The following is a 15681-nucleotide window of genomic DNA, read 5'->3' as shown; positions in this document are numbered from 1 at the left end:
TGCCCAATGCCCTAATCCCCACATTTAATCTTCTCAATTAATTGATAAAATGGTTGCCAATTATCATCTTGGGTAATTGGTTCCCAAATTGATTCAATCACAGGTCTTAATAAAGCCGTTTTGGGATTATATCGACGTAAATTTTGAGCAATGACATCAATTTTATCGATATCAAAATTATTTAACGCTTTATGGTACAAAATACACCAATTATCAAACATGGCTGACGCTCCCGTAGCCGGGACAATATCACTATCATGTAAAACAAATGCCGGATCGTCGCGCCAATTTGCAGCAAAAGTCCGCGCCATTTCTGCGAAGAATTGATGATAAGGGACTCGACTATCTTGTAAGAATTCAATTGTTAGGGGAAAGAGTTCATCAAGTTCCGGCGCTTGTAAATCTTCAAAGCCTAACCTCTTCAACATTAAAGCACGATATTCGGCACGATAATATTCATCAAACTTAGCTAATCCCTGCTCCATCACACCTTTATCAATGATTTCTTTTAAAGGTTCCTGGAGCATTTCTAAATTTAACTTACAAATTCCTGGCTGATGGCTGTAACAATAGCGGCGATAATAATCAAAATATGCAGCAGTAAAATAGGGATCGTAGGTAGGAATAAAAGCATAAGGGCCGTAATCAAAACTCTCCCCAGTAATGGACATATTGTCAGTATTTAACACTCCATGACAAAAGCCAGCTACCATCCATTGCGCTACAAGTTCTGCGACTCTTTTAACTAATTCTGCATAAAATAACGCATATTTATCTACCTCTGTAATTAAGTGTGCATAATATTGCTCAATTACATGGTTTAATAACTTTCGGCTTAAATCGGGACGGCGTAAATAATGTAATCGCTCAAAAGTGCCAAAGCGAATATGAGAACTGCTCATTCTTACCATCACAGATGAGCGAGTTGGAGAAGGTTCATCACCGCGCCATAGAGATAAACCTGTTTCAATCATAGTTAAACAACGGGAGGTGCGCACACCCATGTAATGCAAAGCTTCCGCAGCTAAAACTTCGCGCACACCACCTTTAAGTGTAAGCATCCCATCACCACCACGGGAATAGGGAGTTCTCCCCGAACCTTTAGTACCAAAATCGTATAATTCCCCATCAATCCCGCGTACTTGTCCGTACAAAAAGCCTCTACCATCACCCAAGCCAGAATTATATTCGCCAAATTGGTAGCCATGATAACGTAGAGCTAATAATGGTTGACGCTCTGCAAATTTGCCAAAGGCGGTGATAAAATCTTCATCGGTGACTGTTTGAGGATTTAATCCTAAACGGGGTAGTAATGCATCGTTGCGCCAGCGCAGGATATGTTGCGGAAATTCTGCTGCTGCGACTTCGTCATAGTAGTCATTGCCTAAAGATTCTAAGGCTGGTTCATATTTCAGGTTAACAAACGGATTGCGAGAATTTGTTTGGTTGGAAGTTTCAGCCAGAGTCATTACAAGTAAAGCTTGATGAATTCTTCTCTTAATACTACAAGTTTTGCGAGTTGTGGAGTTATAGCTGTTGACTGTTGACTTTTGACTGTTGACTGACTCGAAAGGCTTTTATTGTCAGGATTTTATCTTAGCTTGATGTCCTAATCTATCTGGCTACGGCTATAATTCACCAAAAAAAGCGGGGAATTGGATATTTGATGATCCTTTTCCCCATCACCTGGTGTTGCTGAAGCAACTTAGTATGAACACTAACTACTATCACAGTTAATTGTGGAGTTGTTGTGTATTCTGTATGGATTTGCCATGAAATTTTTCATTACAGTCAACAGTCAACTGTCAACTGTCAACTGTCAAAAATAATTTTTAGCTAAGAGTTGAGTTTTGTCCACTGAGAATTGGTGAGACTGGTAAGAATATGATCTTGCCACTCTCCATTAATTAATAAATAGTCCCTAGCATATCCTTCCACAACAAAGCCCAGCCTTTTAAGTACATTACCGCTACGTTGATTGTGTGGCATATAATTTGCCATAATTCTATGCATATTTAACTCGGTAAATACATAATCAGTGGCGGCTTTCAGTGCTTCTGTCATATAGCCTTTACCTTGTTGGGTTTCCGCCAGACTATAGCCAACATAGCAGAAATGAGCAGCACCCCGGACAAAATTAGTGAAATTAATAGTACCGATGATTTCAGTTAAGCTTTTTTTCGGATAAATAAACAATTTTAGAGAATTATCATTAATAAATTCTAATAAATTACCTTCAACTTGATACTGCCAATATTTAACTGTAAAAAAACCTTCAGCCCATAGGGGATAAAATGGCGTCAGATAATCTTTATTTTCAGTAAAAAATTTGAGAATTTGGGGAATATCCTCTTGGATACCGATTCTTAATAACAGGCGATCGCTCGTTATCAATGGTAGTTCTGATTTCATAGACAAATATCATTAACTGGATTATTTAAGTCAAAATTTAAGGTTTTTTTAACTAGTTAATGCCGATTACAAATGAATAAGCAGATAAGTGTAATTTAATTTACAGAAATTTAATCAGCAACCTCCAGAATGGATAAATTTAGCAGTTGTCAAACTGGGTATAGTTTCCAGCTTGAGGAAGTTATACCCAAAGATTAGCATCGTAGCTGTTGATGAGATAACTTTATTGACGCTTAATCTACTGTAAAACCAAAATCTTGATAAGCTGATTTCTAATATCTATAAGCAAATCAATGGAAAAGCGATCGCCAATCAAGCACATAGGCAGCGTTACAAAAGTGCGATCGCTCTACCAAATGCAGTATCTTAGGATATTCAACAAAAAGACAGTTCTTGGTAAATCCAGACTATAAGAAGGATAAGCGATGTCCGTGGGAAGAATCCGCTACGATTGGCAAGAAGCAGAAATTCAGGCGATATACAATACGCCATTGCTAGAGTTGATTTATCAAGCTGCTAGCGTACATCGCCAATTTCACAACCCAAAACAAATTCAAGTTTGTAAGCTAATCTCCATTAAAACCGGAGGTTGTCCAGAAGATTGTAACTATTGCGCCCAATCTTCCCGCTACAAAACAGAAGTAAAACCCGAAGCCCTGTTAGAAAAAGAGGCAGTAGTTAGTATAGCCGAAAAAGCTAAACAAACAGGTGTCAGCCGCATTTGCATGGGTGCAGCTTGGCGGGAAGTACGGGATAATTCTCAATTTGAGACAGTGCTAGACATGGTAAAAGATGTCACAGCAATGGGTTTAGAAGTCTGCTGTACCTTGGGAATGTTAACCGCAGATCAAGCAAAACGCTTAGAAGATGCGGGACTTTACGCTTATAACCATAACTTAGATACATCGCGGGAACATTACAGTACTATTATTACCACCAGAACATATAGCGATCGCCTAAATACTATCGAAAATGTGCGTCAAACCAATGTTACCGTATGTTCTGGCGGAATTCTCGGCTTAGGTGAAACCCCTGAAGATAGAGTATCCATGTTACATACTCTAGCAAATCTCAGCCCCCATCCCGAATCTGTACCGATTAACATTCTCTCCCAAGTTCCAGGTACGCCCCTAGAAAATCAGCCAGATGTCCCCATTTGGGATGTAGTGCGAATGATTGCCACAGCCAGAATCATTATGCCAGCCTCCGATGTTCGTCTTAGCGCTGGTAGGGCGAGACTTTCTCAAGTTGAACAAGCCTTATGCTTCATGGCTGGAGCCAATTCTATCTTTTCCAGCGACGACAACAAAATGTTAACTGTGACAACACCCTGTCCAGATTACGATGCTGACAAAGAAATGTTGAACTTGCTTGGCTTAGAAATGCGTCCCCCAACCAAAAGAGAAGCGAAAGTAACAACACCTGCCATTGTCGGATAATTAAAAACAAATTATGCCAAATCGTAGGGGCGGGGTTTCCCCGCCCTTACGAGTTTTGCGCTTGGTAAGTTAACGATTGGGATGATGTTTTTATTTGCAAATCCCTAACAAAACCAAGCAGATACAGCATAATTGCCAGTTGGTGAAGTACAGATTATATCGTTGATTGTAGGGGCACTGGCACTGCCATGCCCCGAAGCGCATACCTCATTTACCTGAAATCTGCTGTAAATTACGAATTAGTAATTACGATTACAGAATTTTAGCAGCACGCAGACCAAACAATAGACCGCTAGCAATGCCAATAAACAAAGCCAAGAAACCAATATAAGCTACAATTGCAAACATTTATCTTTCTCCACAATACTTCACTAAATCTATTGAATCATTAGTTAGTGGTAATTGGGCATTGGGCATTGGGCATTGGGCATTGGGCATTGGGCAAAATTTATTTCTTCTTCCCCCTGCACCCTGCCCCCCTGCCTCCTCAATCCCAGATTGCGGTAAAATACAGCCCACGGGCGTGTTTTTAGGGCTGGGCAATGACTTCTGTAATTAGCGTGAATTTACCACAGCAATCTTATGAGATTGCGATCGCACCTGGAAGCTTAGAACAACTGGGTGAAAAAATGAGCAGTTTCAAATTAGGTAAAAAGGTACTGCTGGTTTCTAACCCGACGATTTTTAAACATTATGGCGAAAAAGCGATCGCATCTTTACAAAATGCCGGATTTACAGTCTCTACTTGTATTCTGCCACCTGGGGAACGCTACAAAAACCTCAACTCAATTCAAAAAATTTACGATGCAGCTTTAGAAAACCGCTTAGAACGTTCCGCCACCATTGTCGCCTTGGGTGGTGGTGTCATTGGCGATATGGCTGGTTTTGCAGCCGCAACTTGGCTGCGCGGAATTCATGTCGTCCAAGTTCCCACCACATTACTAGCAATGGTAGACTCCGCAATTGGCGGGAAAACAGGCGTTAACCATCCCCAAGGTAAAAACTTAATTGGCGCATTTCATCAACCACGCCTAGTATTAATCGATCCCACAGTCTTAAAAACCCTACCTGTGCGCGAATTTCGTGCCGGTATGGCAGAAGTAATTAAATACGGCGTCATCTGGGATGCAGAATTATTTGCCCAAATGGAAGCCAGCAAACACCTCAATCAACTGCGCTACATTAAACCGGAACTGATTGAAAGCATATTAATTAGGTCTTGTCAAGCTAAAGCCGATGTCGTCAGCAAAGATGAAAAAGAAGCTGGATTAAGGGCGATTTTAAATTACGGTCATACAATCGGTCATGCTGTAGAAAGCTTAACCGGTTACCGTGTAGTTAATCATGGCGAAGCTGTAGGAATTGGCATGGTAGCCGCCGGACAAATTGCGGTAGAACTGGGAATGTGGCAAACAGCAGAGACAGAACGTCAAAACGCCTTAATTCAAAAAGCAGGTTTACCCACACAATTACCATCTGGGCTAGATATTGAAGCTATTATTGACGCATTGCAACTAGATAAAAAAGTCAAAGCAGGTAAAGTCAGATTTGTTCTACCCACACAGATAGGTGTAGTCACAGTTACCGATGAAGTTCCCGCAGATATTATTCGTCAAGTCTTGCAGAAAATGTAAATAATCTCAAATCTTTAATCGAACATGGTCAAACTTGAAGCTAATAATAAACTGACCTTGCAAGAGTTCTTAAATCTTCCTCCAGATGAGGGAGATATCACCTACGAACTTGTTGATGGCCAAGCAATTGCGAAAATGTCACCAAAGAAATTTCACTCTAAACTAACTCGTGCCCTTCTCAATTTAATCGAGGAATTATCCGCAGGTAAAGGAGAAGTTTGTCCAGAATTGGCTATAGCATTAACCCGCCAAGGAAAAGATTGGCTACCAACGCCGGATCTGTTGTATATATCTAATGAACGTTTACCCGCAGACTGGGATGAAGAGGGAACTTGTTCTGTTCCTCCCGATTTGGTAATTGAGATTATTTCCCCCGGACAAACCTTCGGACAAATGACGGCTAAAGCCAAAGATTATTTAGATGCTCAAGTCTTGCGGGTTTGGGTGGTAGACAGTAAAGCCAGAAGTATTACTGTGTTTTACCCAGACGCGCCACCCAAGACATTTATGGGGGATGAATTACTTACAGATTCCTTATTTGAGGGGTGGGAATTTACCGTTGAGCAATTGTTTCAAAAAGCGAAAATTCCCTTAAAGTAGTGTGGGGATGAGCTAAAAGCTGAATTAAATATACACATAGCCTAATTTGGTTAAATTAGCGGATTTATCAATTGTGAACTTAATATACAAATCGTATACTTGATTTTGTAGTTACAAAACTTGATTTACAACTTGTATATTTGATTTACGAATTAGAAAACTTGATTTACGAATCGTATACTTGATTTACAACTCGTATATTTGATTTACGAATTAGAAAACTTGATTTACGAATCGTATACTTGATTTACAACTTGCACTCGCAGCAAATACAGCAAATTGCCAAAATTGACTTTCTACTCTGGGTAGGTGATAGAATTTTCGCGATCGCTCATCATTCACAAAGCATCTCATACCAATTTAAAAAAACGTGAATGCGACAGATTGTAGGGGCACTGGCACTGCCATGCCCCGAAGCGCGTACTGTATTGCATTCAACCGAGAAACACTATATTAAACTTTCGTTTTCTTGAACATTTGACGCCGACGCTGAAATTCCTTTTGATTTGTACGCAAAGGGACTACATCAGCCTCGCTACTCTCTCTAGCTACGCGAATCAGTAACGCCGCACCGACAAGACTAGCAATCATCGAATTACCACCATAACTAAACATAGGTAAAGGTAAGCCCGTAGTTGGTAAAGCCCCTGTAGCTACCCCAATATGTAGCAAAGATTGTCCTACCATCACAATCGTCACCCCAATCGCGACCAATCGAGACACAGGATTTTTCGCCTTTAGCGCCACCATTAAACCCAAAGTAGCGAACATAGCCAACATCAACAGCAAAACCATACTCCCCACAAAACCAAATTCTTCAGCGAACACCGCAAAAATAAAATCAGTATCCTGAATTGGGAGATAAAACAGCTTTTGTTGAGACAAGCCAAACCCCGAACCCCAAGTTTGACCAGAACCAACAGCTAGCAAACTTTGCACCAATTGATAGCCATCCCCTGTAGCATCAGCCCAAGGATTCATAAACGACATCACCCGCTTGCGCTGGTACTCCTTAATGCTAATACTCAATAAAGCTAACAAAACTCCACCTACAGCTGTTCCCCCCAAATACTTGTAAGGTAACCCTGCTGCTAAAGCAATTAACCAAATAGTTGTCCCGCACAGTGCTGTAGTACTCAAGTTAGGTTGAGCAATAATTCCTAAAAGTACCAGCCCAAAAATACCCAACCAAGTAAAGCGAACCCGCCAACTTAACTTTTCCCACTGACCAAATAGTCGCGCACTTTGGAGTACTAAAAAAGGCTTAATCAGTTCTGAAGGCTGAATAGGAATCGGGCCAATCGCAATCCAACGCGCCGCATCAAAAGCTTTTTTGCCTAATCCTGGTATGAGTGTACAGAAAATTAACAAGAGAAACAATATTAAAAACCAATGGCTGACCCCTAAGATTTTTTTTAAGGGGAGATGGACAATTATATTGAATAAAATTAGCGAAACCAGCACCCAAAGCAGTTGACGCTTAAAGTAATACAACCCATCATTCTGACGAACAGCAGCAACCGTATAAGATGCTGAAAATAAGATAATTAAACCGACAAACAGCCAAATCAATGTTAACCAGCGCAACAGGCGCGCCTCCAAAGCCCAGCTGGAAACGGAATTATCAAAAATCGGAATCAGGCGACTTAGATTCACAATCAGTATAGGTATAAGAACTTTTAGATTTTAGATTTGATATTTTAGATTTGGGAAGGGTAAAACAGTAATTAACTTGTATAATATGTACCCTGAATAAATTACCAATACCCGAAGATAGATGTTTCTGATTTTACAGTTTTTGGGAGCCTGAGGATTTTCCCTCCCAAGCAAAGCATGGAAACTAGATGAAATTAGGGTTTTAGGGAACTCCAAAAAATAAATTATGCCAAATTGTAGGGGCGGGGTAACCCCGCCCCTACGAGTTGCGGGTTTGGTAAGTTAATGATTGGAATATTTTGTATTTGGAAGTCCCTGACGTTGACTTGAGATCTAGAAAGGATGAGATTCTACAAAAAAAGTCCGCTTCTGCGGACTAGTTGAAACCCTATAGTATTGAGTTCGTAAGCTAATGTGCGTCTAAATTGTCTAAATACTAATTAGGGCTGTTCATTGTTGTAGGGGCGGGTTCACAGATATCCTCGTTGATTAACAAAAATATAAATAACCCCGCCCCTACGGTCAACAGTCAACAGTTCTGACAATGGATTGTACAACTTAAAAGCAGAATAGCTTATCACCTCAGGCTTAACCTGAAACCTGATTGCAGGATTTAGCTTATTGGTTTTAAGGCTGACTCTGCAACTTTTTCATTTCATGCTGCACATCTAAGGCAATCTGCAATGCTTCATTGAGTATACGGCCATGTTCAGTAGCCTGTTCGGTAACCTGCATTGCTGTTAAAGTTGCCAAATTATCAGCAAAGAAATCACTATGATTAATAATAAAGTTTTTATTTTCTCGCAAAATTTTCTCGGTTTTGAGCGCCCTTACTAAATCATTTCGCGTCAGTCGCAGTGCTGCTAACACTCTCTCTCGTTCGCGAATGCTGACATCTGAATTACCAGCATCTTCTATTTGATCGTTAATATCGATGGCTTTAATAATTGCATTATATCTATCGACATCGTTTAATAAAATTTGCAAAGAATGTGTCATGTTTGCTTTTAGCAGTTTACTACGTTTTCTCCACATTACGTATAAACCTATTTGGGTAACTCCCCCCAGCCATAACCCCAAAACCATCAATACTAACCAAGATGGAACTGTCAGCCACAAATCGAATAATTTGACGATGAAATCAAAAGCTATATAACAGCCAACTAATATAGAAAAGCTGATAAAAACTACTGTAGCGCCTTCAGTTCCTTTAATCTTTTCTAGAACTTGCTTTACAAATTGCCCTACCGGAACAATAATATTTATGAGTTCATCCTTAACAGGCAGATTAGTCAAATTTTGTAGTTCTTTGGCAGTAATCTCCAATCCTTGTAAATCATCTCGCACAGTTTTATCCACCTTGCCAGAATAGTTATTTAGTACAATATAGCAAGCTAATTTTTGGAATGTTAAGTCAGAAGTTTTATTGATAACTCATCTGTTAAATAAATATTTACATCGAGCGAATAAGAGTTTTTGTACAATCAGATACTATTAAAACCCTTGGCAATGACCAATGATAGCCTTTACCAACTATCTTGAATTGCGCGGCTCTACTATGCAATAAATATATGAGTTTTTCAAGTTACATTTAATCAAATTAATTTGTTTTTTCTCGGCTTACACTTGACGCTAGCGAAAATATCTAGTATGTTGCGACGGCAATTAACCTACTATGTAAAATGCCTAAAAAGCTTGAGTTATAAGTATTATTTCTTTTTACTTTTTACCTTTTACTTTTTACTTGTTCTACTAGGATGTTCTTCTAGGACAAAGTTTAGCTGAACAATTAGCTCCTTATCGACAGAGAAATGGTTATGCTTTACTATTGTATCTAGCAGACTGTCTAGGAGCAATGCTTACTGCCGACGACAAAGAACTGCTAGTGAATGTTTTTATTTGTTGACAATTCCTGGCTAGGAAGCTGAGTCAGCCAGTTCAGTCATTAAATCTGTAGATGCTCTTGGGTGGTATTTTCCAAGAGTAGTAACTGTCATCACAAGTTCCCTCCTATCCGGAAAAAGCTTTTTCCCATATCAACACCAAAGAATTGCATAAATTCTGGATAACTGCTGTATATATAGTAGGAGTGCATCAGACTGATTAAATTAACTGACAATTTAACAAGTCAATTTGCCCTCAAACTCACTAAGAATAATTTTTTAGCAAAATAAAATTGATGGCAAAATGTTTGATTTATTTTTGATATTATGTAAACTTGCATACTGATTATATACTTCCCATTTCACGGGACAAATATTCAGTAGATATTTTGCTACCTTGTCTACTGTTTCTCGGAAGAGTTTCCTTATGCTATGAGTATTGTGTGGAATTAATAAAGATTACTATATTTAGTTTAATTACCAAATTTTACTTATAGAATAAGACTCATTAAATTAGCTGTATATTTACAAATATAGAGGTAGGAATAAACTTACAATTATTGAAATGAAGATAATTGATGTAGTATGTAAGCGCTTATTGCGCAATGTTTTTATAACATGGATACTCATCATGAATAAAATTTAAAATAGGCTAGTACAGCTACCGAGTAAGTCAAAAGCTTGATATTATTAGCTTTTCCTTCAAGGGAAATGGTATTTTTATTTCTGCTGTGCTTTACGATTTGGCAAGTGCAATTGATTGAATGATTCTTTGTCAAGATCAGTTACCCACAGGGGTATATGTGTCAAGATTAGGATGAGGACTTAGACGAGTCATCATATGTTAGGAACTTTACTCGACGGACGTTATCAAGTCCTCCAAGTCCTGGGAGGAGGGGGATTTGGGCAAACTTACATTGCACAAGACACACACCGGCCAGGTGCGCCCAGGTGTGTTGTTAAGCATTTAAAGCCTTGTACTCACAATCCAGAATTCCTGACAACAGCAAGACGTTTATTTAATAGTGAAGCAGAAACACTAGAAAAGTTGGGTCACCACGATCAAATTCCTCGGCTGTTAGCTTATTTTGAACAAGACCAGGAATTTTTTTTGGTGCAAGAGTTTATTCAAGGACATTCTCTGAAAACAGAATTTTTCCCAGGTCAACGCTGGACTGAAGAACAAGTTGTGCAGTTGCTACAACAAATTTTGGGAATTTTGGAGTTTGTCCACAGTCACAAAGTGATTCATCGAGATATTAAGCCGGATAATATAATTAGGCGACCTCAAGATTGCAAATTAGTGCTAATTGATTTTGGCGCAGTTAAACAAATCCAAACGCAATTACTCACAGTTGCTGGGCATGGAGATACTACTATTGCCATAGGTACCCCTGGGTATATGGCTACAGAACAGGGACAAGGGAAACCTCGCCCTAATAGTGATATTTATTCTTTGGGTATTATTGCGATTCAGGCTTTAACAGGCTTACATCCTAAGCAACTGCAAGAAGATCCGAATACAGGCGAAATTCTTTGGCAACACCACGCTCAAGTTAGTCCTTGGTTAGCCCCTATCATCTCCAAAATGGTGCTGTACCATTTTAAGGAGCGCTACCAGACTGCAACCGAGGTTTTACAAGTATTACAGCAGGTGATTAGCGATACTGAGGTTGATTATCAACTGACGCAACCGCCGTTATCTTTGATGCAGATTCCCCAGTCTGGAAATTCCCAACAGAATACAGTCAGACAGGAAGTAACTTCGATTTTAAATCCGGAGCAGCAGAAGTACCTGGAAAGTATACTTTTGCAGTATGTTGGCCCTTTAGCACCGACGTTAATTAGGCAGATTGCGGCATCAGCATCGAGTTATCAAGAAGTTGTAGACACCTTGTCAGTACATCTGGGAGAAAAACAAAAAAATGAGTTCAAGCAGAAGTCAATGATGTTTCTGCGGGAATCTACAACAAATTCTCAACCTAAGTCTAATACTGTACCCAGTCAGGCGGCTCCCGCAATTAGCGATCGCTTTGTGCGACAATGCGAGCAAGAGTTAGTTCGCATAATTGGCCCCATCGCTACTTTTTTAGTTCAAAAAGCAATTAAATCTGCGCCTCAAATTACAGAACAGGAACTGGTGAATACTTTGAAATCACAAATTCCCGACCCCAAAAAAGCAGCAGAATTTCAGCAACGCCTACTTTCTTAAAAATCTTATTAGTCAATAGTCAATAGTCAATAGTCAATAGTCAATAGTCAATAGTCATTTGTCATTGGTAAGGGTTTCAAGTCTATTTACTTACAGCAGTTTTCACCTATTTGAACCACATCTGTCGTAGGGGCACGGCAACAGTAAAATTATTGTATGTACCAAAAGATTGTCGGTGCCGTGCCCCTACAGCGTGGTCTATTTACAGGAAGATGCTGTAAATAACAGGGTTTAAAACCCCTACCTCTATACGTAGTATCATTTTCAGTCGGGGATTTACACCAATTTAATATGAAGATGCATATAATTTAGCCTGCGTAGGCAGGCTTTGTTTGTTTAGCCCCAGGCTTCTAGCCTGCGGGCGTTTATGTGCAGCTTCACAGAGAATTGGTATTACACCCAGACTGAAAATGTTTTGAATTTTGAATTTTGAATTTTGAATTTTGAATTTTGAATTTTGAATTTTGAATTGTTATTGACTTTGTTGATTTAGCATATCTATAGCTATTTGTAAACTATATTTCATCCGATTAAATGCAGAAGATAAACCACCAATTTCATCGTTAGAATCTTCATCAAAGTTAGCAGTCATGTCTCCGGTACTAACTTTTTGAGCGGTTTTTTCAATTTTTCTAATCCGCTCAATTACTGTTTTCTTGATTAAGAAGTTAATTAAAATCACGACGATCGCAAAAATCACAATCAACAGCCCCATGATCCACAGCCAAGTTTGTTGGGCGCTATTAAAAACCTGCTCTGAAGGTACTGAGATGATTTGAGCCGCTACAATTTCATTGAGTTTCCAACCGAAACCATTATTGGAACCATAGGTGGTTAACTGACTTTTAGGAGCCTGATCTGGGGTAGAATGACAACGCAGACAACTTTTTTGGGTGATGGCTAAGGGACGGGCAATATAAAAGACTGTGCCTTCTGGAAAGCTCCGAAAATCTGCAATTTCTTTGAGATTGGGGTTTTTGCGGAATCGCTCGACAACTTGCGCTTCAAAACTATCAGCTTTATCCCTTAAATTAGTCGGATTCAGTGTTGCTTCTTTATACAGAAAGTTTTTATATTCTTCATTTTTCCGTAAATTTTCAAATACTTCTGTAGCTGAAAAAGCCGGGACTGTTTCGGGAATAAATACTGGCTCGGTTTCTAGCCTGGGTTCAAGTAAGGGATTTATGCGGTCTTGTGTATATTGTCTGACAGAGTTCATAGTTTTAATCAAAATCAGAGCTTTGGTAGCAACTTCATTTTGCGCTCTGCGTTGGAGTAAACTTGATAAAGCTGTACCACTGATGACAATGCTAATGATAAAAACTACGATTAACAGTAAGTTAAATTTAGTACCAATATTAAAATTTTTGAATTTTATAAACATAATTATTATCTCTATACAAAACTTTACATATGATTGCAGAAATATAATCTTATATTACTTATAGCTAGTTTATAACGGATACTACAAAAGTAAACAAATATTAATTAAATTATTGTTGATTATTAGGCTGCATAACTTCTTAATCTCAAAGCTATTATAGTTTTTGCTCGCATAAATTACTCATGTCTTGGAAATTATCTCGTCGTGTTTTTCTTTTCCAAATGCTGTTTTTGGCGATGCATGGGTGTAAATCAAAATCGCCGTTTGAAGGTGCATTAACCATTGGGAGCATCAGCTATGGTGGTGGAGAAGAAATAATTACCCAGTACGCGAAATTCAATCGCCACTTAGCAGAAAAAACGAAATCACATATTAAGTTAGAGCCTGCTTTTAACGAAAATAAAGCAGCTGAACGCTTAGAAGCACGGGCGTGGGATTTGGTATTTGCACCACCGGGTTTAGCTGCAATTGCGATCGCGCGTTATCAATACGTACCTATTTTTCCTTTAGTGGGTGTAAGTAATTTGCGATCGGTGTTTGTCGTGCGCAAAGATAACCCCATCGCGGAATTAAAACAGCTACAAAATCAAATAGTAGCCTTAGGTCAAGTTGGGTCAGCAACCGGATATTATTTTCCCCTATTCAACTTGTATGGCATGACACTCAGTGAGATAATTTTTGCACCCACACCGCAAACAGTAATGGAATGGGTAGCTGTAGGTAAAGCCGCAGCTGGTGCTGTTTCTATTGCTGAGTATAATCTTTACAGCTCTCAGTTACAAAAAACTCAGTTTCGCATTTTGCACACCGATGTACATTATGTCCCATCAGGCGTAGTGTTGATCGGCCCTAATGTGGAACGAAATCGTCAAGAGTACATCCGCAAAGTTATGAATGAGTTTCCTTCGTCTTTAGCGCAAGAAGTTGGGTATGTACCCAACGGAACAATACCCGATTACCAATACATGATTTCTGTAGTTGAGCGAGTCAAATTAATTACACCGCAACTGCAAACTAAACCCGTGCGGTTATTTGTGGGTTAGTCATTTGTCATTTGTTAGAGACGCGATGAACCCTTGTCTGTACAAGAGTTATTTGGTAGAGACGCGATGAACCCTTGTCTGTACAAGAGTCATTGGTCAAGCTTTCTCCTTGTCTTCCTTCCCTTGTCCCCCTTTTAACCCCTAAATCCTATATGCGAATTTTATTTCTTCATAACAACTTTCCGGCTCAGTATCGTCATGTAGCTTTAACTTTGGCGCAAGATCCTAAGAATGTGGTGGTATTTGGCACAAAAAATCGCGAAGTTAATTTAGCTGGGATTAATAAGGTGATTTTTGCACCAAATCGCGATCCTCATCCTTCAACTCATCATTATGTTCGCCCATTAGAAGGTGCGGTATTACACGGTCAAGCTGTATATAAAATGGCGGAACAAATGAAAGCACAAGGTTTTGTACCGGATGTAATCTGCGGTCATTCTGGCTGGGGCCCGACTTTGTTTGTTAAGGATGCTTTTCCTAATACACCGCTAATTTGTTATTTTGAATGGTTTTATCACGCTGTGGGTACAGATGCAGATTTCGACCCAGCAGAACCATTAACTGTTGATGATGTTGCCCGTATCCGGGTAAAAAATGCACCGATATTAATTGATTTATATACTTGCGATCGCGGTTTGTCACCAACCAATTGGCAAAAATCTCAGTTCCCGAAAGAATTCCATGATAAAATCTCTGTCCTCCACGATGGAGTTGATACGGAATTCTTTAAACCAAATCCGGGAGCTAAACTGGTATTACCAAATCTTGACCTTTCTGGTGTGGATGAAATTGTCACCTATGTGGCGCGGGGAATGGAACCTTATCGCGGGTTTCCTCAGTTTATCGAGTCTTTGGCTTATGTTCAAGAACGCAGACCGAATTGTCATGCTGTAATTGTTGGGTCAGATCGAGTTTGCTATGGTAAATCTTTACCTGATGGTAAGACTTTTAAAGAGTTGATGCTCAACAAAGTTCCCTTAGATTTATCACGGGTTCACTTTACTGGCAGTTTACCTTATGTACAATATCTCAAAGTTATTCAAGCATCTTCTGTACATGTTTATTTAACCAGACCATTTGTACTTTCTTGGTCGATGATTGAAGCTATGTCTACAGGATGCTTAGTTTTAGGTTCTGATACTGCGCCTGTAACTGAGATTATCCGCGATGGTGAAAATGGTTTATTGGTAGATTTCTTTTCACCGCAGAAAATAGCCGATCGCATTGATGAAGTCTTAGATCATCCCCATAAAATGGCGGAACTGCGCGCTAATGCGAGAAAAACAGCCCTAGAGCGTTACGATTTAGCTAGTTTGCTTCCGCAACATATTCAATTAATTAAAGATGTGATTGCGTAGCGAGGACTAAAATCCTCACTACGTAATTAATTGACCAATGACAAATGACAAATGACAAAT

Annotated in this window: 12 protein-coding genes; 6 read left to right on the top strand and 6 right to left on the bottom strand. The window is 39.3% G+C overall.

Annotation, left to right across the window (positions count from 1 at the left end):
* Window positions 1–11 precede the first annotated feature (11 nt).
* Together AACW45_RS03685 and rimJ are read right to left on the bottom strand one after the other, a co-directional pair.
* A complete protein-coding gene (locus AACW45_RS03685; protein WP_190631249.1) occupies window positions 12–1469 on the bottom strand; it encodes a protein adenylyltransferase SelO in 1458 nt (485 codons plus the stop codon).
* Window positions 1470–1836: 367 nt separating this feature from the next.
* Window positions 1837–2412, bottom strand: coding sequence for a ribosomal protein S5-alanine N-acetyltransferase (rimJ, locus tag AACW45_RS03680; protein ID WP_190631247.1), 576 nt, complete (start codon window positions 2410–2412; stop codon window positions 1837–1839).
* Between the two features lie 425 nt (window positions 2413–2837).
* Here rimJ and bioB point away from each other — a divergent pair, with 425 nt between their 5' ends.
* Window positions 2838–3851, top strand: coding sequence for a biotin synthase BioB (gene bioB, locus AACW45_RS03675; protein ID WP_190631246.1), 1014 nt, complete (start codon window positions 2838–2840; stop codon window positions 3849–3851).
* A gap of 252 nt (window positions 3852–4103) precedes the next feature.
* Here bioB and petL read toward each other — a convergent pair whose 3' ends face one another.
* Entirely contained in the window at window positions 4104–4199 is a 96-nt protein-coding gene (gene petL / locus AACW45_RS03670; RefSeq protein ID WP_190631243.1) for a cytochrome b6-f complex subunit PetL, read from the bottom strand.
* A 194-nt stretch (window positions 4200–4393) separates the two neighbouring features.
* Between petL and aroB the strand changes: the two genes are divergently transcribed.
* The gene (aroB, locus tag AACW45_RS03665; RefSeq protein WP_190631241.1) at window positions 4394–5485 is read left to right on the top strand and encodes a 3-dehydroquinate synthase; all 1092 of its coding nucleotides are present in this window, start codon (window positions 4394–4396) and stop codon (window positions 5483–5485) included.
* Between the two features lie 24 nt (window positions 5486–5509).
* Window positions 5510–6085 carry a Uma2 family endonuclease gene (locus tag AACW45_RS03660; RefSeq protein ID WP_190631239.1) on the top strand — a complete coding sequence of 192 codons (576 nt, stop codon included), beginning with the start codon at window positions 5510–5512 and terminating at the stop codon, window positions 6083–6085.
* A 453-nt stretch (window positions 6086–6538) separates the two neighbouring features.
* Here AACW45_RS03660 and AACW45_RS03655 read toward each other — a convergent pair whose 3' ends face one another.
* A complete protein-coding gene (locus tag AACW45_RS03655) occupies window positions 6539–7741 on the bottom strand; it encodes an FtsW/RodA/SpoVE family cell cycle protein (RefSeq protein ID WP_190631238.1) in 1203 nt (400 codons plus the stop codon).
* A gap of 627 nt (window positions 7742–8368) precedes the next feature.
* On the bottom strand, window positions 8369–9088 hold the full coding sequence (locus AACW45_RS03650; RefSeq protein WP_313933757.1) for a hypothetical protein: 720 nt from the start codon (window positions 9086–9088) through the stop codon (window positions 8369–8371).
* Window positions 9089–10465: 1377 nt separating this feature from the next.
* On the opposite strand from AACW45_RS03650, the gene AACW45_RS03645 reads away from it, so the two are divergent.
* Window positions 10466–11836 carry a serine/threonine-protein kinase gene (locus AACW45_RS03645; RefSeq protein WP_190631233.1) on the top strand — a complete coding sequence of 457 codons (1371 nt, stop codon included), beginning with the start codon at window positions 10466–10468 and terminating at the stop codon, window positions 11834–11836.
* 472 nt (window positions 11837–12308) lie between these two features.
* On the opposite strand, the gene AACW45_RS03640 is transcribed toward AACW45_RS03645, so the two are convergent.
* On the bottom strand, window positions 12309–13220 hold the full coding sequence (locus AACW45_RS03640) for a c-type heme family protein (protein ID WP_190631231.1): 912 nt from the start codon (window positions 13218–13220) through the stop codon (window positions 12309–12311).
* Window positions 13221–13402: 182 nt separating this feature from the next.
* On the opposite strand from AACW45_RS03640, the gene AACW45_RS03635 reads away from it, so the two are divergent.
* Window positions 13403–14263: a phosphate/phosphite/phosphonate ABC transporter substrate-binding protein gene (locus tag AACW45_RS03635; RefSeq protein WP_190631230.1), complete on the top strand. Its 861-nt coding sequence runs from the start codon at window positions 13403–13405 to the stop codon at window positions 14261–14263.
* Between the two features lie 152 nt (window positions 14264–14415).
* Window positions 14416–15621: a glycosyltransferase family 4 protein gene (locus tag AACW45_RS03630; RefSeq protein WP_190631228.1), complete on the top strand. Its 1206-nt coding sequence runs from the start codon at window positions 14416–14418 to the stop codon at window positions 15619–15621.
* Window positions 15622–15681: the final 60 nt, after the last annotated feature.

The sequence above is a fragment of the Calothrix sp. FACHB-168 genome, assembly GCF_963889195.1.
Taxonomy (GTDB): domain Bacteria; phylum Cyanobacteriota; class Cyanobacteriia; order Cyanobacteriales; family Nostocaceae; genus Aulosira; species Aulosira anomala_A.
The sequence above is the reverse complement of the archived record's forward strand: the minus strand, read 5'-3'. Positions and strand labels throughout refer to the sequence as shown.

What these genes read in the sequence shown, in the direction of transcription:
- AACW45_RS03685 (WP_190631249.1), bottom strand. Translation starts at nt 1,469, where the DNA reads ATGACTCTGGCTGAAACTTCCAACCAAACAAATTCTCGCAATCCGTTT.
- rimJ (WP_190631247.1), bottom strand. Translation starts at nt 2,412, where the DNA reads ATGAAATCAGAACTACCATTGATAACGAGCGATCGCCTGTTATTAAGA.
- bioB (WP_190631246.1), top strand. Translation starts at nt 2,838, where the DNA reads ATGTCCGTGGGAAGAATCCGCTACGATTGGCAAGAAGCAGAAATTCAG.
- petL (WP_190631243.1), bottom strand. Translation starts at nt 4,199, where the DNA reads ATGTTTGCAATTGTAGCTTATATTGGTTTCTTGGCTTTGTTTATTGGC.
- aroB (WP_190631241.1), top strand. Translation starts at nt 4,394, where the DNA reads ATGACTTCTGTAATTAGCGTGAATTTACCACAGCAATCTTATGAGATT.
- AACW45_RS03660 (WP_190631239.1), top strand. Translation starts at nt 5,510, where the DNA reads ATGGTCAAACTTGAAGCTAATAATAAACTGACCTTGCAAGAGTTCTTA.
- AACW45_RS03645 (WP_190631233.1), top strand. Translation starts at nt 10,466, where the DNA reads ATGTTAGGAACTTTACTCGACGGACGTTATCAAGTCCTCCAAGTCCTG.
- AACW45_RS03640 (WP_190631231.1), bottom strand. Translation starts at nt 13,220, where the DNA reads ATGTTTATAAAATTCAAAAATTTTAATATTGGTACTAAATTTAACTTA.
- AACW45_RS03635 (WP_190631230.1), top strand. Translation starts at nt 13,403, where the DNA reads ATGTCTTGGAAATTATCTCGTCGTGTTTTTCTTTTCCAAATGCTGTTT.
- AACW45_RS03630 (WP_190631228.1), top strand. Translation starts at nt 14,416, where the DNA reads ATGCGAATTTTATTTCTTCATAACAACTTTCCGGCTCAGTATCGTCAT.